This window comes from Phyllobacterium zundukense, assembly GCF_025452195.1.
GTDB lineage: Bacteria > Pseudomonadota > Alphaproteobacteria > Rhizobiales > Rhizobiaceae > Phyllobacterium > Phyllobacterium zundukense_A.
On the sequence record NZ_CP104973.1, the window covers coordinates 1177458 to 1194440 of the forward strand.

20 protein-coding genes are annotated in these 16983 nt (G+C 57.7%); 12 read left to right on the forward strand and 8 right to left on the reverse strand.

Going from position 1 to position 16983, the window contains the following annotated elements:
- The first annotated feature begins 66 nt into the window (after nucleotides 1-66).
- Together N8E88_RS18115 and lpdA are read left to right on the forward strand one after the other, a co-directional pair.
- Complete coding sequence (locus N8E88_RS18115) at nucleotides 67-594, forward strand: hypothetical protein (RefSeq protein WP_262294882.1); 528 nt, start codon at nucleotides 67-69, stop codon at nucleotides 592-594.
- A 34-nt stretch (nucleotides 595-628) separates the two neighbouring features.
- Nucleotides 629-2035 (forward strand): dihydrolipoyl dehydrogenase, encoded by a 1407-nt coding sequence (gene lpdA, locus N8E88_RS18120; protein WP_262294883.1) that lies wholly within the window; start codon nucleotides 629-631, stop codon nucleotides 2033-2035.
- Between the two features lie 63 nt (nucleotides 2036-2098).
- Here the strand turns inward: lpdA and N8E88_RS18125 are convergent, their stop codons facing one another.
- From N8E88_RS18125 to N8E88_RS18135, 3 genes are all read right to left on the reverse strand, one after another.
- Nucleotides 2099-2431: a hypothetical protein gene (locus tag N8E88_RS18125; RefSeq protein WP_262294884.1), complete on the reverse strand. Its 333-nt coding sequence runs from the start codon at nucleotides 2429-2431 to the stop codon at nucleotides 2099-2101.
- A 152-nt stretch (nucleotides 2432-2583) separates the two neighbouring features.
- The gene (locus N8E88_RS18130) at nucleotides 2584-3648 is read right to left on the reverse strand and encodes a TraB/GumN family protein (RefSeq protein ID WP_262294885.1); all 1065 of its coding nucleotides are present in this window, start codon (nucleotides 3646-3648) and stop codon (nucleotides 2584-2586) included.
- Between the two features lie 329 nt (nucleotides 3649-3977).
- Nucleotides 3978-4934: a tyrosine recombinase XerC gene (locus N8E88_RS18135; protein ID WP_262294886.1), complete on the reverse strand. Its 957-nt coding sequence runs from the start codon at nucleotides 4932-4934 to the stop codon at nucleotides 3978-3980.
- 125 nt (nucleotides 4935-5059) lie between these two features.
- On the opposite strand from N8E88_RS18135, the gene rimM reads away from it, so the two are divergent.
- The 6 genes from rimM (at nucleotide 5060) to leuC (ending at nucleotide 10349) form a co-directional block, all read left to right on the forward strand.
- Nucleotides 5060-5641, forward strand: coding sequence for a ribosome maturation factor RimM (gene rimM / locus N8E88_RS18140; protein ID WP_262294887.1), 582 nt, complete (start codon nucleotides 5060-5062; stop codon nucleotides 5639-5641).
- A complete protein-coding gene (trmD, locus tag N8E88_RS18145; RefSeq protein WP_262294888.1) occupies nucleotides 5638-6363 on the forward strand; it encodes a tRNA (guanosine(37)-N1)-methyltransferase TrmD in 726 nt (241 codons plus the stop codon). The genes rimM and trmD overlap by 4 nt, the downstream gene beginning before the upstream one ends.
- A gap of 213 nt (nucleotides 6364-6576) precedes the next feature.
- Entirely contained in the window at nucleotides 6577-7029 is a 453-nt protein-coding gene (gene rplS / locus N8E88_RS18150) for a 50S ribosomal protein L19 (RefSeq protein ID WP_112525226.1), read from the forward strand.
- 172 nt (nucleotides 7030-7201) lie between these two features.
- Nucleotides 7202-7996 carry a basic amino acid ABC transporter substrate-binding protein gene (locus tag N8E88_RS18155; RefSeq protein WP_262294889.1) on the forward strand — a complete coding sequence of 265 codons (795 nt, stop codon included), beginning with the start codon at nucleotides 7202-7204 and terminating at the stop codon, nucleotides 7994-7996.
- Nucleotides 7996-8820, forward strand: coding sequence for an amino acid ABC transporter permease (locus tag N8E88_RS18160; protein ID WP_410010685.1), 825 nt, complete (start codon nucleotides 7996-7998; stop codon nucleotides 8818-8820). The genes N8E88_RS18155 and N8E88_RS18160 overlap by 1 nt, the downstream gene beginning before the upstream one ends.
- 119 nt (nucleotides 8821-8939) lie before the next feature.
- Nucleotides 8940-10349 carry a 3-isopropylmalate dehydratase large subunit gene (leuC, locus tag N8E88_RS18165; protein ID WP_262294891.1) on the forward strand — a complete coding sequence of 470 codons (1410 nt, stop codon included), beginning with the start codon at nucleotides 8940-8942 and terminating at the stop codon, nucleotides 10347-10349.
- A gap of 169 nt (nucleotides 10350-10518) precedes the next feature.
- On the opposite strand, the gene queF is transcribed toward leuC, so the two are convergent.
- From queF to N8E88_RS18190, 5 genes are all read right to left on the reverse strand, one after another.
- A complete protein-coding gene (gene queF, locus N8E88_RS18170) occupies nucleotides 10519-10977 on the reverse strand; it encodes a preQ(1) synthase (protein ID WP_224507392.1) in 459 nt (152 codons plus the stop codon).
- A complete protein-coding gene (locus N8E88_RS18175) occupies nucleotides 10974-11360 on the reverse strand; it encodes a 6-pyruvoyl trahydropterin synthase family protein (protein WP_262294892.1) in 387 nt (128 codons plus the stop codon). Before N8E88_RS18175 ends, queF begins: the two co-directional genes overlap by 4 nt.
- A gap of 86 nt (nucleotides 11361-11446) precedes the next feature.
- On the reverse strand, nucleotides 11447-12100 hold the full coding sequence (gene queE / locus N8E88_RS18180; protein ID WP_262294893.1) for a 7-carboxy-7-deazaguanine synthase: 654 nt from the start codon (nucleotides 12098-12100) through the stop codon (nucleotides 11447-11449).
- Nucleotides 12097-12807 carry a 7-cyano-7-deazaguanine synthase QueC gene (gene queC, locus N8E88_RS18185; RefSeq protein ID WP_262294894.1) on the reverse strand — a complete coding sequence of 237 codons (711 nt, stop codon included), beginning with the start codon at nucleotides 12805-12807 and terminating at the stop codon, nucleotides 12097-12099. Before queC ends, queE begins: the two co-directional genes overlap by 4 nt.
- Nucleotides 12808-12888: 81 nt before the next feature.
- Complete coding sequence (locus N8E88_RS18190; RefSeq protein WP_262294895.1) at nucleotides 12889-13293, reverse strand: hypothetical protein; 405 nt, start codon at nucleotides 13291-13293, stop codon at nucleotides 12889-12891.
- Between the two features lie 187 nt (nucleotides 13294-13480).
- On the opposite strand from N8E88_RS18190, the gene N8E88_RS18195 reads away from it, so the two are divergent.
- The 4 genes from N8E88_RS18195 to sdhA all read left to right on the forward strand — a co-directional run bounded on the left by N8E88_RS18195 (nucleotide 13481) and on the right by sdhA (nucleotide 16937).
- Nucleotides 13481-13954, forward strand: coding sequence for a GNAT family N-acetyltransferase (locus N8E88_RS18195; protein ID WP_114429624.1), 474 nt, complete (start codon nucleotides 13481-13483; stop codon nucleotides 13952-13954).
- 361 nt (nucleotides 13955-14315) lie between these two features.
- A complete protein-coding gene (gene sdhC, locus N8E88_RS18200; protein WP_262294896.1) occupies nucleotides 14316-14714 on the forward strand; it encodes a succinate dehydrogenase, cytochrome b556 subunit in 399 nt (132 codons plus the stop codon).
- A gap of 10 nt (nucleotides 14715-14724) precedes the next feature.
- Nucleotides 14725-15108 (forward strand): succinate dehydrogenase, hydrophobic membrane anchor protein, encoded by a 384-nt coding sequence (sdhD, locus tag N8E88_RS18205; RefSeq protein ID WP_262294897.1) that lies wholly within the window; start codon nucleotides 14725-14727, stop codon nucleotides 15106-15108.
- A gap of 8 nt (nucleotides 15109-15116) precedes the next feature.
- The gene (gene sdhA / locus N8E88_RS18210; RefSeq protein WP_262294898.1) at nucleotides 15117-16937 is read left to right on the forward strand and encodes a succinate dehydrogenase flavoprotein subunit; all 1821 of its coding nucleotides are present in this window, start codon (nucleotides 15117-15119) and stop codon (nucleotides 16935-16937) included.
- The last annotated feature ends 46 nt before the right edge of the window (nucleotides 16938-16983 follow it).

Here is a 16983-nt window from a genome sequence, read left to right on the forward strand (position 1 = left end):
GCTGGCTTTGCTCCCGCAAGGGAGAACAGCTGGCCCGTCGTGTCAAATCCGAGAGTTAGAGTATTGATGGATTCGCGTGTTTATTCCCGTTCTGCACGTATTCTAGCTGCTCTCTTGGGGTCGGCTCTATTTACTGCTCCTGCCTCTGCCGCCTGTACGCAGGATCGCGCGATCTACACTGACAGGGATGATGCTTATACACTGAAGTTCAAGCATGTTCCCGAAGATCAGCCTGTCATGACATCGAATGAATTCTCTATCGAGATGAACGACAGCGATCTGAAGCTTGATGGCGTGGTCATGTGGAATGAGGGCATTGCAAGACCCAATGGCATCATCATGCACAAGTGCCCGAGCGGCGACGTTACCGGTGACGAACTGCAGGCGTGCACCGTTTGGCGCGGCGTCATTTATGCGTTGAAGGAGGGAGCTGACGCCGACCTGCTGCCCCTAGCCAAGGAACCGGCTGCACAGGCGTTGCTCCTGCCGGATTTTTCCAGTTCCATCAGCAAGTTCAATTTCAAAACTGAAAAACCCATCGAGACTTTTCCCTGGGAAGTCTTCCGCTTCAAAGAATGCGTGCCCGAACAGTAAGTTGTTGGCACCGTCGCAAGAGAAGGAATCAATCATGGCATATGATGTCGTCGTCATCGGAACAGGTCCGGGTGGCTACGTCTGCGCGATCAAGGCCGCGCAGCTTGGCCTCAAGACCGCGGTGATCGAGAAGCGCGCTACTTTCGGCGGAACCTGCCTCAATATCGGCTGCATCCCGTCAAAGGCACTGTTGCACGCCTCCGAAGTGTTCCATGAGGCGGGTCATTCCCATGCCACTTTGGGTGTCGATGTCGGCACGCCAAAGCTCAATCTTCCTGCCATGCTTGCCCATAAGGATGCAACGGTCGAAGCCAACGTCAATGGCGTGGCGTTCTTGTTCAAGAAGAACAAGATCGACACGTTCATAGGCACAGGCAAGATTTTGGCAGCCGGCAAGGTTTCCGTGACCGCCGAAGACGGCACGGTTCAGGAGATTGAAGCGAAAAACATCGTCATCGCTACCGGTTCGGATGTGGCCGGCATTCCCGGCGTCAATGTCGAATTCGATGAGAAGGTGATCATATCCTCGACTGGCGCTCTGGAACTTGAAAAAGTGCCGGAACGTCTCATTGTGGTTGGTGGCGGCGTCATTGGCCTCGAGCTCGGATCGGTCTGGTCGCGTCTCGGATCGAAGGTCACAGTCGTCGAGTATCTGGACAAGATCCTCGGACCAATGGACGGTGAAGTCTCGCGCCAGTTCCAGCGCATGCTGGAAAAGCAGGGCATCGACTTCAAGATGAGCGCCAAGGTGACCGGCGTTGAAAAATCCGGAAAAGGCGCCAAGATCACGTTCGAGCCGGTCAAGGGTGGCGAAGCCCAAACCATCGAGGCCGACGTAGTGCTCGTCTCAACCGGCCGCAAACCCTATACGGACGGTGTGGGCCTGAAGGAGGCCGGCGTTGCAGTCGATGATCGCGGACGTGTCGCCATCAATGACCATTGGCAGACGAATATCCCGGGAATCTATGCCATTGGCGATGTCGTCGATGGTGCGATGCTGGCGCACAAGGCGGAGGATGAAGGCATTGCCGTTGCCGAGATCCTCGCCGGACAGGTGGGCCACGTCAATTACGATGCAATCCCGAGCGTGGTCTATACGCAGCCCGAAGTGGCGTCTGTCGGCAAGACGGAGGAAGAGCTGAAGGCGGCAGGCATCGAATACAAAGCCGGCAAATTTCCGTTCACGGCCAATGGCCGTGCCCGTGCCATGCTGCACACGGACGGTTTTGTGAAAATCCTGGCTGACAAGGCGAGCGACCGGGTGCTCGGTGTCCATATTCTGGGTTATGGTGCTGGTGAAATGATCCACGAAGCAACTGTGCTGATGGAATTTGGCGGTTCTTCAGAGGATTTGGCGCGCACGACACACGCTCACCCGACCATGTCGGAAGCCGTGCGCGAAGCCGCTCTGGCGACTTTCTTCAAGCCGATCCACATGTAGGTTTTCTTGATAATCGTATCAAAAAAGGCCCGGAGATCCGGGCCTTTTCTGTGTCCTCGCTAATTATTGAGCGGGTGCAGGAGCCGGAGCCGGCGTAGTTGGTGCCGGAGCAGGTTCTGCAGGAGCCGGAGCAGTCGGTGCAGGTGCAGTCGCTGCTGGCGGCTCGGGTGTAGCCGGTGCCGGTGTTGTGTCAGTCGCAGCAGGCGGTGTCGGAGCCGTCGGGCTCATACCGGTATCGCTACGATTGAGGAAGAAGTAGCCGCCGATCACCAACGCAGCTATGATAATCCCGGCGATCAGGAATCCGCCGCCACCACCGCTTTTAACAATGGTTGATCTCGGATTGTTCGGATCGCTTTCCATCGGCCGCTGCTGCAGGTTTGGATCGTATGTCATTTCGTGTCCTCCATGACTTTTCAGTACATTCCGAAGAGCACAACGATTATTGGTCAGGAAAGTTCCGGAAATCGCCGTTGCCGTCCTAACGATGCTTTTTGACGTTTTGCCCGATATAGGACGGTTCATCACATCAATACTTGGTAAGACTATCAGTCTGCGGTGACTGTGTAGCCTTTGCTTCTCAGCAGTGAAACAAGACCTTGCTCGCCGGGCAGGTGCAGTGCGCCGACTGCTATGAAAGCATTGCCCTTGGCTACGATTGGCACGGCACGCTCTGCCATGGTCCGGTTGCGCGCATTGACCATCTTCTCCTCGAACTCGGCATAATTCGCGCCACTTGTGGTGTCGGGAGATACCGAACGCATCAAGGGAAAGATCATGCCGATATCGCCTTGGGTATAAAGTACGGTCATCGTTTCGAAGACATCCGGCAGTTTCGACCCGAGTGTCAGTGTCTCGATCAATCCGTCGATGTGAAACTGTGTTGGCAGCGACGCCATGGCGCCGAGTTGATCCTTGATGGTCTCAAGACCGGCAATCTGCTTGCCTTGTGCCTTGGCGTCTTCCGCCAGCTTGATATCGAGAAAAGCTGCGCCTTCCTTCTTGCGGGCGAACTCGCATGCCGGCATGGCGAGCATGCTGGTCAGCATCCAGGGCTGCATCCGATTGACCGCGGCAAGCGAGATACCCCGCTCTGACAGCGCAGTCCTGACCGTCTCAAGCTCGTCCTGGGGAATGATCTTGTCCAGCGTATTGCCGTCCATGAACATCATCAGTTCCGGCGTTTCGGCCATGACCTTCATTGGGGCCTTCGGGTCGAGGACCTCATCTGTTTCTATGACGACAGTGCCAGCACCCCGATAGGCGGCTTCAGCCGCATCGGAAAGCTTGAGTACGCGCGGATCGGTCAGATGCATCGTGCCATAGAGATAGGATGGTTGTGTTCCGGATTTCTCTATCTTCCACAGCAGACCCTTGCCGTTTACGGTCTCCGCGGCCTCCTTCCGCAAGGCATCAAGCTTTGCCGGATTGGTCCTTGCCATTTCCGCAATCAGATCATGGCCGCCGCACGAGACCTCTTCGGCCCCAGCGCGTGTCACGCTAGAGGCCACCACGAAGAGCGAAGCCAAGAGCAGCCAGCTCAGTACGAGGCAAAGCCGCAGCAAGCTATCTGCTATATGATCAAGCGAAGTGAGATTATTGGTGTCGTTCATGCCTGGTATCTATCCGTAAGCCTGCAGAGAAAACGTAGGGTCAGGACCCATTGATCTGGTCGAAATGGTAGTAGGCCATTTGTTCGGATACGAGGAGCAAAGGCGATGGCAATGTTTATCCATTGTCGAGCCTTTGCGACAAAGTAGCCGGGCAAATGGACCCTATCCTGCGGACGCCGAAACGGCTGCAAGCTGCAGTGTCGAACTGCTCGGCCGGGGGAAAGACCCCGCCCTTCACATCTCTCCTCGCACCTTCTTGCCGTTTCATGCGCCATTTCGATCATATCAATGGGTCCTAACCCTAATCTCCGCCGGTAAATTGTCCGTATTCAGGCGCGGGGATGGGCTTTGGCGTAAATTTCCATCAATCGCTCCGTATCGACGCCGGTATAGACCTGCGTCGTCGACAGGCTGGCGTGGCCGAGCAACTCCTGGATCGTGCGCAGATCGCCGCCGCGCCCCAGCAGATGCGTGGCAAACGAATGGCGCAAGGCGTGCGGTGTCGCCGTGTCTGGCAGGCCGAGCGCGCCGCGCATCTTCTGCATGTCACGCTGGATGATGGCCGGGTGCAGTTCGCCGCCGCGCGCGCCGCGAAACAGCGGCCTGCCCTCTTCGAGATCGTAGGGACAGAGCGCGCGATATTCGGCAACGGCCCTGTGTACGACAGGCAGCAATGGCACCATGCGGGTCTTGCCACCCTTGCCGGTAATCAGGATCGAGCGCGCATCCGGATCGGTCAGCGCGCCGCCATCGAGACCGAGCGCTTCGGAAATGCGCAAGCCGCAACCGTAAAGCAGGGTCAGAACCGCAGCATTGCGGGCCGCGATCCATGGTTCTTCGTTCAGCTGTTCGCCCTTCTCGACGACACGCCGCGCGTCCACCATCGTCAGCGGCTTGGGCAGGGATTTCGGCTGGCGCGGCGCCCGCATGGCGATCGAAGCAGCAGCGTTGGCCATGCCCTGCTTTTCGAGGAAGCGCAGAAATGAACGTATCCCGGCAAGCCCGCGGCCGAGCGTACGCGCACCGGCGCCGTCATTGCGCCGCCGCGCCAGAAATGAGCGCAGATCGGCGATCCGTAGTGTCGCCACGTCCTTCAGTGCTGGAGGTTCGCCGAGATGCCCGGTGAGAAACTGGAAGAACTGGCGTGTGTCGCGCTCATAGGCTTCCAATGTGTTGGCTGCCAGCCGCCGCGTGTTCTTCAGCGATTTCAGCCAGTTTTCGCGCGCATCGATCAGATCAGGTCGAGCGGAAACAAGAAACTGCTCGGTTTGTGGCTGGACGCCCATGGCATCGCTCCTTAGCTAATCTGCCCGGACTATGCCACATGACTTCTTACGGAGTCGTTTCGTCCTTGGATTTGCTCCGGCTTTGCTCTAATTCGATGCTGAATGAACAATATGGAAGAAGCCCAATGGCGAAGTTGAACGATCCGGTGCAGTTGGCGGTGATCGGTGCGGCGCATGGCACGCGCGGAGAGCTCAGGGTGAAAACCTTCACCGGCGACCCAATGGCGCTGGCGGACTACGGACCGCTTTACGACGTGACCGGCAGGCCTTTCGAGGTGCTTGATATCCGACCGGCGAAGACGGTGGTCGTCGTGCGCTTTCGCGGAGTGAACGATCGCAACATGGCCGAGGCCCTCAATGGCACGACCTTGTTCATAGATCGCTCGCAGCTGCCGCAGGATCTCGACGAGGACGAATACTACCATTCGGACCTGATCGGGCTCGAGGCGATCGACGCTGAAGGCAATAGGCATGGCAAGGTATCGGCCATGTTCGATTTCGGCGGCGGCGATTTGCTGGAACTAACCATGCCGGGCAAGCGCCCGATGCTGATCCCGTTTACGATGCTCGCGGTGCCGCATGTGGATATCAAGGCTGGCCATATCATTATCGATCCCGCAGCCGCCGGGCTCATCGCCGACGAGAACGAAGATGAGGAACGGCGCCGGCAACTTGGCGATGAGCATGGCGGGAAGAAGCAGCCATGACCACAGTTGAGGGCGGTTTTCGCGCCACTGTGCTGACGCTTTATCCGGAAATGTTTCCGGGACCGCTTGGGGTGTCGCTTGCCGGAAAAGCGCTTGTGGACGGCGCGTGGTCACTGGAAACGGTGCAGATACGCGACTTCACCACCGACAAGCATCGCATGGTCGATGACACGCCAGCGGGCGGTGGCGCCGGCATGGTGATGAAAGCGGATGTTCTCGCCCGTGCGGTCGATCATGTATCAGGTGGGCATGTAGCTGACGGGCGTCCGAAACTTTACATGACTCCGCGCGGCAAAACCTTGACCCAGGCCCGTGTACGGGAACTGGCTGCGGGTCCAGGCGCGATCATGCTCTGCGGACGTTTCGAAGGTGTGGACGAACGGTTGATCGAGGCCCGGAATTTCGAAGAAATCTCGATTGGCGACTACATCCTTTCCGGCGGCGAGACAGCCGCAATCGTCATTCTCGATGCGATCGTCAGGCTTCTGCCGGGTGTGATGGGCAATATCATGTCCGGGGAAACCGAGAGTTTCGAGACCGGCCTTCTTGAACATCCGCACTATACCAAGCCGCAGGAATGGGAAGGGCGGCGCATTCCCGATGTGCTCCTCTCTGGCAACCACGGCGCTATCGATAAATGGCGGCGTTCGGAAGCAGAACAGTTGACGAAGGAGCGCCGGCCGGATCTTTGGCAGGCGCATAGAGCGTCACTAAAGAAATAAGCAGGCAAAAAGAATCGCCAGTGTAGGTGACAAACCGGGTTTTATGGTGTATCAGCCCGCCAACTCGGGAAATACCCAAGTCCATTAACAATGGCCATTAATCAATGAATGGTGAATTCGCTCCTGCTTCGTCGGAGGCATAGAAATGTGGCCAGGTTGCTATGTTTCAAGTGTCGAGCGCTCTGACTGTTTGAAAAACAAAGGATGAAGACGATGACCGTCGATATTATTCGTCAGCTCGATCTCGAGCAGAGAGCAAAAATCGAAGCCAAGCGCGTGCTCCCGGATTTCCGCCCAGGCGACACCGTTCGTGTAAACGTCCGCGTGACGGAAGGTACCCGTACCCGCGTTCAGGCCTATGAAGGCGTTTGCATCGCCCGCAACGGCGCTGGCATCAACGAGAACTTCACGGTCCGCAAGATTTCCTATGGCGAAGGCGTCGAGCGCGTATTCCCGGTCATTTCTCCGCTGGTCGAAGGCGTCGATATCGTTCGTCGCGGTAAGGTACGTCGCGCCAAGCTGTACTATCTGCGTGGCCTCACCGGTAAGGCTGCCCGTATCGTCGAGAAGAAAGACAATCGCAAGAACAAGACAACTGTTCCTGCAACCGGTGCAGCCGAGACAGTCTCGGAAGCAACCGTTGCCAAGGCACCTGCCGCTGAATAAGCGCGGTCCAAGTCAATTTGAAAAAGGCGGTCTTCGGACCGCCTTTTTTGTTTGCCGCGCAAAATATCCTCTGTCTTCACGGCGCAGAAGGAACAGACGTGCTTGCAGGGATTGACGAGCCAGTGGCAAGGTGAAATCTGTTGCCGACGCAAACACGTGACAGGGGTTTGAGATGAACTTGCGATCCGTTCTTCTGGCAGGGCTGATACTCGCCCTGACGCCGTTTTCAGCATGGGCTGCGGACTTGCCCGATCTCGGCGGGCGGAAAGTCGCGGTCGTGACGGAAAATGCCTATCCGCCGCTCCAATTCGTCGACCCGAAGACGGGCAAGGCTGTCGGCTGGGAGTATGACGCCATGAACGAGATCGCCAAACGGCTCAATTTCAAAGTCGAATATCTCAACACCAGCTGGGACGCGATGATCCAGGCTGTTTCCGACAATCAGTACCAGATCGGCATGACCGGCATCACCATCAATGACGAGCGCAAGCAGAAGGTGGATTTCTCAGAACCCTATATGCGTTCGGAACAGTTCATGCTGGTGCGCGGCGACGAGAGCCGCTTTACCGATCCGAAAAGCTTCGCCGACGCCAAGGATACACTCGTCGGTGCGCAGCCCGGTACCAGCAATTTCTACGTGGCCGTCTATAATGTGCTGGACGGTAATGAGCAGAACCCGCGCATCAAGCTTTTCGAGACATTCGGCGCAACCATCCAGGCGCTGAAGACCGGCGATGTCGATCTCGTTCTTACTGACAGCACGGCCGGCAAGGGCTATGTCGATGCGTCCGGTGGTGCCTTGAAGCTGATCGGCGGGCCGCTCGGCGCCGAGGATTTCGGTTTCATCTTCCCGAAGGGTTCTGATCTCGTCGCGCCAGTCAATGCAGCTATCGCTGCGCTGAAAGCGGATGGCACCTTCGATGCGCTCAACAAGAAATGGTTCCTCGACTACAAACTCGGGCAGTAATCCCGACTGTGCCCGACAACACGAAGAACAGGGGACCTTCCGCGAAGAATGATTTCCCGTGGTGGCTGCTTGTTGCGGGAACCATTGCCGTTGCACTCGGCATCGCCATTCTCGTCAGTCCGATCTACGGGCAGGTCTTCACTACCGTCTCGCAAGGTATCTGGATTACGATCTGGGTTTCGCTGCTGGCCTTCTTCCTCGCGTCGGCCCTCGGTCTTCTCCTTGCGGTAATGAGCCTTTCAGATCATATCGCAATAAGGCAGACCGCGCGGTTTTATGTCGAGATTGTTCGCGGCATCCCCTTGCTCGTGCTGCTGTTCTACATCGCCTTTGTCGGCGCGCCGGCCGCAGTCTGGCTGTGGAATTTCATGACGCAGCCGCTGCAGGCGGCAGGGCTTCTCGATCCACTGCAAGTTCGCGATTTCTCGCTGCTCTGGCGCGCGATCATCGCGTTGATGCTGGCCTACGCCGCCTTTCTCGCAGAGATTTTCCGGGCGGGCATCCAAGCCGTCGACAAGGGGCAGATCGAAGCTGCGAAAGCGTTGGGCCTCAAGCGGTTTCAACGGTTCCGGCTGATCGTCATGCCGCAGGCGATCCGCACCATTCTGCCGCCCTACGGCAATGATTTTATCTCGATGGTGAAGGATTCTTCGCTTGTCTCGGTTCTTGGCGTCGTCGACGTAACCCAGATGGGCAAGGTCTATGCCTCAGGTTCCTTCCGCTTCTTTGAAACCTACTCCATCGTCGCCTATATATACCTGGTTCTGACAATCAGCCTGTCACTCGGGCTGCGCTGGCTGGAACGCCGTTTGAATCGTCGTTAATCCAGGAAATAGCGGCGCTTTGTCGCCGGATTATTACTTTTTTCGCTTGTTTCTTGACGTAACTGGGCCTCGAGTGCATATGTCCACGAAATAATCGGAAAGTCTGAGGAAACAACGCAATGTCTGCGCCACGCACACTCTATGACAAGATATGGGATGACCATCTGGTCGATAGTCAGGAGGACGGCACATGTCTTCTCTACATCGATCGCCATCTTGTCCATGAAGTGACCAGCCCGCAGGCTTTTGAAGGTCTTCGCCTCACCGGCCGCAAGGTTCGTCATCCGGAAAAGACACTCGCCGTCGTCGATCACAACATACCGACCTCGCCGGACCGGACCAAGCGTATCGAAAACAACGAGAGCCGTATCCAGGTCGAAGCCCTTGCCAAGAATGCGCTGGATTTCGGCGTCGAATACTATTCGGAGAAGGATATCCGTCAGGGCATCGTCCACATCATCGGACCCGAGCAGGGTTTTACCCTGCCGGGCATGACGATCGTCTGTGGTGACAGCCACACCTCCACGCATGGTGCTTTTGGTGCCTTGGCGCATGGTATCGGCACATCGGAAGTCGAACATGTTCTGGCGACCCAGACGCTGATCCAGTCGAAAGCCAAGAACATGCTGGTGCGTGTCGATGGCGTGCTGCCGGCTGGCGTCACCGCCAAGGACATTATCCTTGCCATCATCGGCGAGATCGGTACTGCGGGCGGCACTGGCTATGTCATTGAATATGCCGGCGAAGCCATTCGCGCGCTGTCGATGGAAGGCCGCATGACCATCTGCAACATGTCGATCGAAGGCGGGGCCCGCGCAGGTCTGATCGCACCGGACGAAACGACTTTCGCCTACGTCAAGGACAAACCCCGCGCTCCAAAGGGCGCAGCGTTCGAACAGGCGGTCGAATACTGGAAAACCCTCCAGAGCGATGAGGGTGCGCATTTCGACAAGGTCGTCGTTCTGAATGCAGCCGATCTGCCGCCTATCGTTTCCTGGGGTTCTTCGCCGGAAGACGTGATTGCCGTCACTGGTGCCGTGCCGAACCCGGACGAGATTCCGGATGAGACCAAGCGCTCATCGAAGTGGCGCGCGCTCGACTATATGGGCCTGAAGCCCGGTACACCGATGACGGATATCAAGCTTGATCGTGTGTTCATCGGTTCCTGTACCAATGGCCGTATCGAAGATCTTCGTGCTGTCGCCAAGGTCGTCGAGGGCCGCACCGTTGCTGCGACCGTCGATGCGATGATCGTGCCCGGATCCGGACTCGTCAAGCAACAGGCGGAAGCCGAGGGACTCGACAAGATTTTCAAGGCTGCGGGTTTTGACTGGCGCGAGCCTGGCTGCTCCATGTGCCTTGCGATGAACGATGATCGTCTGAAGCCCGGCGAGCGTTGCGCCTCGACGTCGAACCGCAATTTCGAAGGTCGTCAGGGCTTCAAAGGCCGTACCCATCTTGTCTCGCCTGCCATGGCTGCAGCCGCAGCGATTGCCGGACATTTTGTCGATATCAGAGAGTGGAAATAATCTGGATTGCATCGCTGCTGTGCGCGGTTCGACAAGCTCACCATGAGGGATGTGGACTGATTGCAGACGCCAAACATCAAGCTTGGCGACTGTCACTGCAATCCACTAATCTCCCTCATGGTGAGCTTGTCGAACCACGCACAGCAGTCGTGCCATCCGTTTAAGCGAATCACCGCCCCCTATAGGCAGGGACACCCTGGTCTGGCAGCCACAGACCTTCCGGTACCGGACCGGTCTGCCAGAACACATCGATCGGGATACCGCCGCGTGGATACCAGTACCCGCCAATGCGCAGCCACAAGGGCTTGACCGCTTCGACAATACGCTTGCCGATTCCGACGGTGCAGTCTTCGTGGAAAGCGCCGTGATTGCGGAAGCTGCCGAGAAACAGCTTGAGCGATTTGGACTCGACCAGCGTCTGGTCTGGCGCATAGTCGATCACAAGGTGGCCGAAGTCCGGCTGGCCGGTGACTGGACATAGCGAGGTGAATTCCGGGCAGGCGAAACGTGCGAGGAAAAGCGTTCCCGCCTGCGGGTTTGGGACTGCATCAAGGATCGCCTCATCCGGATGCTGCGGGATTTTGACATCCTTGCCGAGCATCGTCGCCTGTTCTGCATAATGACTCATGCTGCTTTCCTTTCCATCTCGAACTCGCCCTGATACTCGCAGCCTTCGCCGCAGGTGTCCCTGTAGACGCCGACCTCGGCCAAACCGGGCAGAGACAATGCAAAGTGCCGCCACAGCCACACCGCAATGTTTTCAAGCGTTGGTGTTTCCAGCCCTTCGATCTCGTTGAGATAGCGATGATCGAGTTGCTCGTGCGCGCTGTCGAAGGCGCTTTTGACAGAGCCAAGATCGGAGATAAGGCCGGTCCTCGCATCCGGTTTTCCTTCCAGCGTTACGCGAACGCGAAAGCTGTGCCCGTGCAGACGCGTATTGATGTGTCCGTCCGGAAAGATGTGCGGCAAATGATGTGCCGCCTCAAACGTAAATTCGTTGAAGATTCTCATGGTTGTCCTCGTTCGCATTGGCGCAATACAGGCGCCCGCAAAAGCAATTCCAGCAAATCGGAATTGCGGTAAACAAAGGGCTTACCTCAAGGCAAACCCAGTATCTTGTGTGTCTGCGTGCTCAGCCGCCAAAGCGGATGGGCGAGGCAATAGGCCGCTGCAGATGCCACATGCGCGGCGGTTTGCGCCGGATCACCGATGACGTCAAGAGGCTGCAAATAGAAATGCTCGAAGGAAAGCCGCTCGAACCGTGATGGATGTGCCTCGGCTTCCTTCTGCGGAAAGACCAGTTTGAGCTCGTTGCCGCTGGTCTGGACGAGCGGTGCTGCCGCCTTGGGCGATACACAGATCCAGTCGATCTCCGCCGGCGCCGCGATGGTGCCGTTGGTCTCGATACCCACTTCGAAACCGCGCGCGTGAAAGGCATTGATCAGCGGCGTGTCGAGTTGCAGCAGAGGCTCGCCGCCAGTGCAAATGACATAGGGCTTGCCGCCAGCATTTTGCGGCCAGGCTGCTGCCACCGCGTCAGCCAGAGCGTTGGCAGTCTTGAACTTGCCGCCGCCCGGACCATTCACGCCGACGAAATCCGTATCGCAGAACTTGCAGACCGCTTCTTCACGGTCGCGCTCGAGCCCGGACCACAGGTTACAGCCGGCAAAACGCATGAAGACGGCAGCACGGCCCGTATGATTGCCTTCACCCTGCAGGGTCAGGTAGATCTCCTTGACGGCGTAGGTCATGCGGCTTCTGCCTTGAACTTCTGCCACCCTTTCGAACGCAGTTCGCAGGCCGGACAGCTGTTACAGCCATAGCCCCACTCATGCCGCTGCGAACGATCGCCGAGATAGCACGTATGGGTGTGCTCGACGACCAGATCCAGCAAAGCTTCGCCGCCAAGATCTTGCGCAAGCGCAAAGGTCTCGGCCTTGTCGAGCCACATCAACGGCGTTTCGATCGTTATCCGGCGATCCAGCCCCAGCGACAGCGCTACTTGCTGGGCCTTCAATGTGTCGTCGCGGCAATCGGGGTATCCGGAGTAGTCGGTCTCGCACATGCCGCCAACGATCACACGCAGGCCACGGCGGTAGGCCAGCGCAGCGGCAAGTGTGAAAAACAGCAGATTGCGGCCGGGCACAAACGTATTCGGCAAGCCGTTTTCCGCCATCTCGATCGCGATATCCTGGGTCATGGCTGTCGATCCAAGCTGGCCGATGATGCTTGCGTCAAGCATATGGTCGCCGCCAAGCTGCGCTGCCCATTGCGGAAATTTCCCGGCAAGGGCGCTACGGAATTGCCCGCGCACCTCGAGCTCGATCCGGTGCCGCTGGCCATAGTCGAAACCAACCGTTTCAACGCGGTCGAAGCGTGATAGTGCCCAGGCGAGACAAGTCGCCGAATCCTGCCCGCCAGAAAACAGGACGAGTGCGCCGTCAGAATTGCGAGCCATTATTACTACCTCTTCGATGAAGCGGCCCCCAATACAGGGCGCAGCTAACAGAGGCAAATCAAATCTTGACGCGAGGAGGCGCTATTCGCAGCCCGGATTGCCAAGAACCGGCGTTTCGTTGCGGTCGACACCATACATGTAACCGCGTCCTTGAATGACAAACGCGCTGTTGCAACCGCCGGTATTTGGCGCTGGGACGACACCTGCGACGAGCGGGTCGCTGACTGGCGAGATTACCGAGGGGCCTTTACCGCGTTTGTAGACTGGCACCTGCCGCCGAATGTCCCGGCCCAGTTTGTCGGATTTCGCAGCAGCGGCACCCACAAAGATGATCTTCAGGCCTCCCGCCTCATGCAGGATCACATTGCCATATTCGTCGCCATAGCTATTGCCGGGATTGAAATCCTCTGCCGCCGCAATCTGCGAACTGATCGCGAGCGCCAGCGATAACAGCACTGAGCAGGCAAGATTCTTGTTCTGGAACATGGCCGACCTCGGATGCTCGAATTTCGTCAACCGAAGATTAACCTTTTATTAACAATTGTCATCCGCTCAAAACCTAATCAAATCGATTTTCATCCCCGGTGCAGGTTGACGTGCTGACCGCAATCAACCAATCCTCCGATGTATAAGAACACCCTGCCGAGGCAGCCAAAAAGGGACGGATGTGACCATGACCAAGAAAAGCGCGGACGAGCACGCCATCGACATTTCCTTGCTGCATCTCAGCCATGCCCACGAGTTCGCGCCTCTCCTCGCCAGTTATGCCCAGGCGTTGAAGCGCGGCGCACCGCGCCGTCCGGACGATTACTACGCGGAGAACCTGTTGCGGGATCGCACGGCGGAAATCGCGGGCGCCAGGCTCGATGGCGTTCTTGTTGGCTTCGTCATTTTCTACGATCTGCCCGAGCCGGTGTCCGGCATGCGGGCCGGTCAGGTCGATCATATCTATGTGCACCACGATCATCGCGGCAAAGGTATCGCCAAGGCTCTGATCGACGTGCTCGCCGACAAGGCGGAAGAACGTGGCTGGACCAAGCTTTCGCTGAATGCGCCGCGCGTGCCGGAAGATGGCCGCAAGCTATATGAACAGGTCGCGGCGCCGGCCGACTGGACCAGTTTCATCATCCGCTTCGGCAATCAGTAACCCCGGGGGCAACTGCGGATTGTTACGGCACGATGAATATCCTGCAAACGACCCGTCCCGTCGCGTTCGACTATCGTATAAATGCCCGCCTTAACGTCGCTATTCGAGACTCACGCGATTTATTTTTGCAGGGCACGCGTGCCAGATTCGACCTCTGAAACAGGCGTTTTTACTGCTTTAAACGATTGAATTCTAAGCAGAAACCTTATTGGCTTGCTATTCAAGCCAATTCGCCGCATGAGGGTGCGGAATGGGGCTTTGACGCAGTGCAAAAACCGGATTAAAACCCCTCTAAATTGCCTTTATCCAGCCTTTCGGCCCTGCCCGTCTAACCAGATGTGGCGCTACCCTCGGGGACGCTATGAGCAAGACAAATCTACATGCAAACCGGCCGCTGTCGCCGCATTTGCAAATCTACAAACCAATTCCAACCATGGTCATGTCGATCGTCCACCGCATCACCGGCTCGGCGCTCTATGTCGGCACGCTGCTGGTCGCCTGGTGGCTGATCGCAACGGCGACAAGCGAGCGGCAGTTCGACATTGTCAACATGGTCTATGGTTCGTGGATCGGCCTTCTGGTTCTGCTCGGTTACACCTGGGCGCTTATTCATCACATGATCGGCGGCATACGCCATCTGATCTGGGATACCGGTCGCGGCCTCGAGAAGGACACGACCACGAAGATGGCCTGGGGTTCGCTCGTTCTTTCCGTCGCATTGACGATCCTGGTCTGGATCGTCGCATTCACCATAGCTTGAGGAGGCGGATATGAGCGATATGCGCACGCCGCTTAAGAAAGTTCGCGGACTTGGTTCTGCGAAAGAAGGCACGGAACATTTCTGGCGTCAGCGCCTGACCGCGATGTCAAATATTCCGCTGATCCTGTTTTTTATCGGGTTGGTTCTGTCCCTGCATGGTGCAGGCTATGTCGAGACAAAGGCCGCCCTGTCCCACCCGCTGACCGCCATTGTGCTGTTGATGGTGCTCGTCTCCGGTCTCTATCACATGCGCCTCGGCATGCAGGTCATCATTGAAGATTATGTACACGGTGAAGGCGCGAAGGTCGTGCTTTTGATGCTCAATACGTTCTTCGCCCTTGGCGTCGGTATTGTCTGCATCTTTGCGATCCTCAAGCTGAGCTTTGGAGTTTAAACTCTACTATGGCACCAACAGATAAAGCCTATAAATTCGTCGACCATAAATTCGATGTGGTCGTCGTCGGTGCGGGTGGCGCCGGCCTGCGCGCCACGCTCGGCATGGCGGAGCAAGGCCTGAAGACAGCCTGCATCACCAAGGTTTTCCCGACCCGTTCGCACACGGTTGCGGCGCAGGGCGGCATTGCTGCCTCGCTCAGCAATATGGGTGCCGATTCCTGGCAGTGGCATATGTATGACACCGTCAAGGGTTCGGACTGGCTCGGCGATACGGACGCCATGGAATATCTGGTGCGGGAAGCGCCGGCCGCCGTCTACGAGCTCGAACATTACGGCGTGCCTTTCTCGCGTACCGAAGAGGGCAAGATCTACCAGCGCCCCTTCGGCGGTCACATGATGAATTATGGCGATGGGCCACCCGTGCAGCGCACCTGCGCGGCGGCCGACCGTACCGGCCACGCCATCTTGCACACGCTCTATGGCCAGAGCCTGCGCCACAATGCGCAGTTCTTCATCGAATATTTCGCGCTCGATCTCATTCAGGATGAAGAGGGTACGATCACAGGCGTTGTCGCCTGGAACCTCGACGACGGCACGATCCACCGCTTTGCCGCCAAGATGGTGGTTATGGCAACGGGAGGCTATGGCCGCTCCTATTTCTCCGCAACGTCGGCGCATACCTGCACCGGCGATGGCGGCGGCATGGTCGCGCGCACGGGCTTGCCCCTGCAGGATATGGAATTCGTCCAGTTTCACCCGACTGGCATCTATGGTGCTGGCTGTCTGATCACGGAAGGTGCGCGCGGCGAGGGCGGTTACCTCGTCAATGCCGAAGGCGAGCGCTTCATGGAGCGCTATGCACCCTCCGCCAAGGATCTGGCATCGCGCGACGTGGTTTCACGCTGCATGACGCTGGAGATCCGCGAAGGGCGCGGCGTCGGCAAGAACAAGGATCACATCTTCCTGCATCTGGATCACCTCGATCCGGCCGTCCTGCACGAGCGCCTGCCAGGCATCTCGGAATCGGCGAAGATTTTTGCCGGCGTCGATCTCACCAAGGAGCCGATTCCGGTTATTCCGACGGTTCACTACAACATGGGCGGCATTCCGACCAATTATTGGGGTGAAGCGCTCAATCCGACTGCAGAAGATCCGGACCGCATCCAGCCCGGTCTGATGGCGGTGGGCGAGGCGGGTTGCGCCTCGGTGCATGGTGCCAATCGTCTCGGCTCCAATTCGCTGATCGACCTTGTGGTGTTCGGTCGCGCGGCTGCGATCCGCGCTGGCCAGGTGATCGATCGCAACGCCAAGATCCCGGACATCAATGAGGCTTCTGTCACGAAGATCATGGACCGCTTCGACCGCCTGCGTCATGCCAATGGCGGCATTCCGACTGCTGCGTTGCGCGAAAAGATGCAAAAGACCATGCAGGAAGATGCGGCGGTGTTCCGCACTTCGGAATCGCTGAAGTCGGGCGTGAACCGTATGGCACAGATCTGGAACGAGCTGCCGGATGTAAAGGTCACCGATCGCTCGATGATCTGGAATTCCGATCTGGTGGAAACGCTTGAGCTCGAAAACCTTATGGCCAATGCCATCACCACGGTCGTTGCAGCCGAAGCGCGCAAGGAAAGCCGCGGCGCGCATGCGCACGAGGATTTCCCCAACCGCGACGATGTCAACTGGCGCAAGCACAGTCTTGCCTGGCTGGCGCCGGATGGCAAGGTCACGCTGGGCTATCGTCCTGTTCACCTCGAGCCGTTGCTCAAGGAGGAGGATGGCGGCATCAGCCTCGCCAAGATCGCGCCGAAAGCGCGTGTGTACTAAAAGCAGTCCCAGGAAAAGTGGGTACCGGTTTTCCGTCTAGGATTGC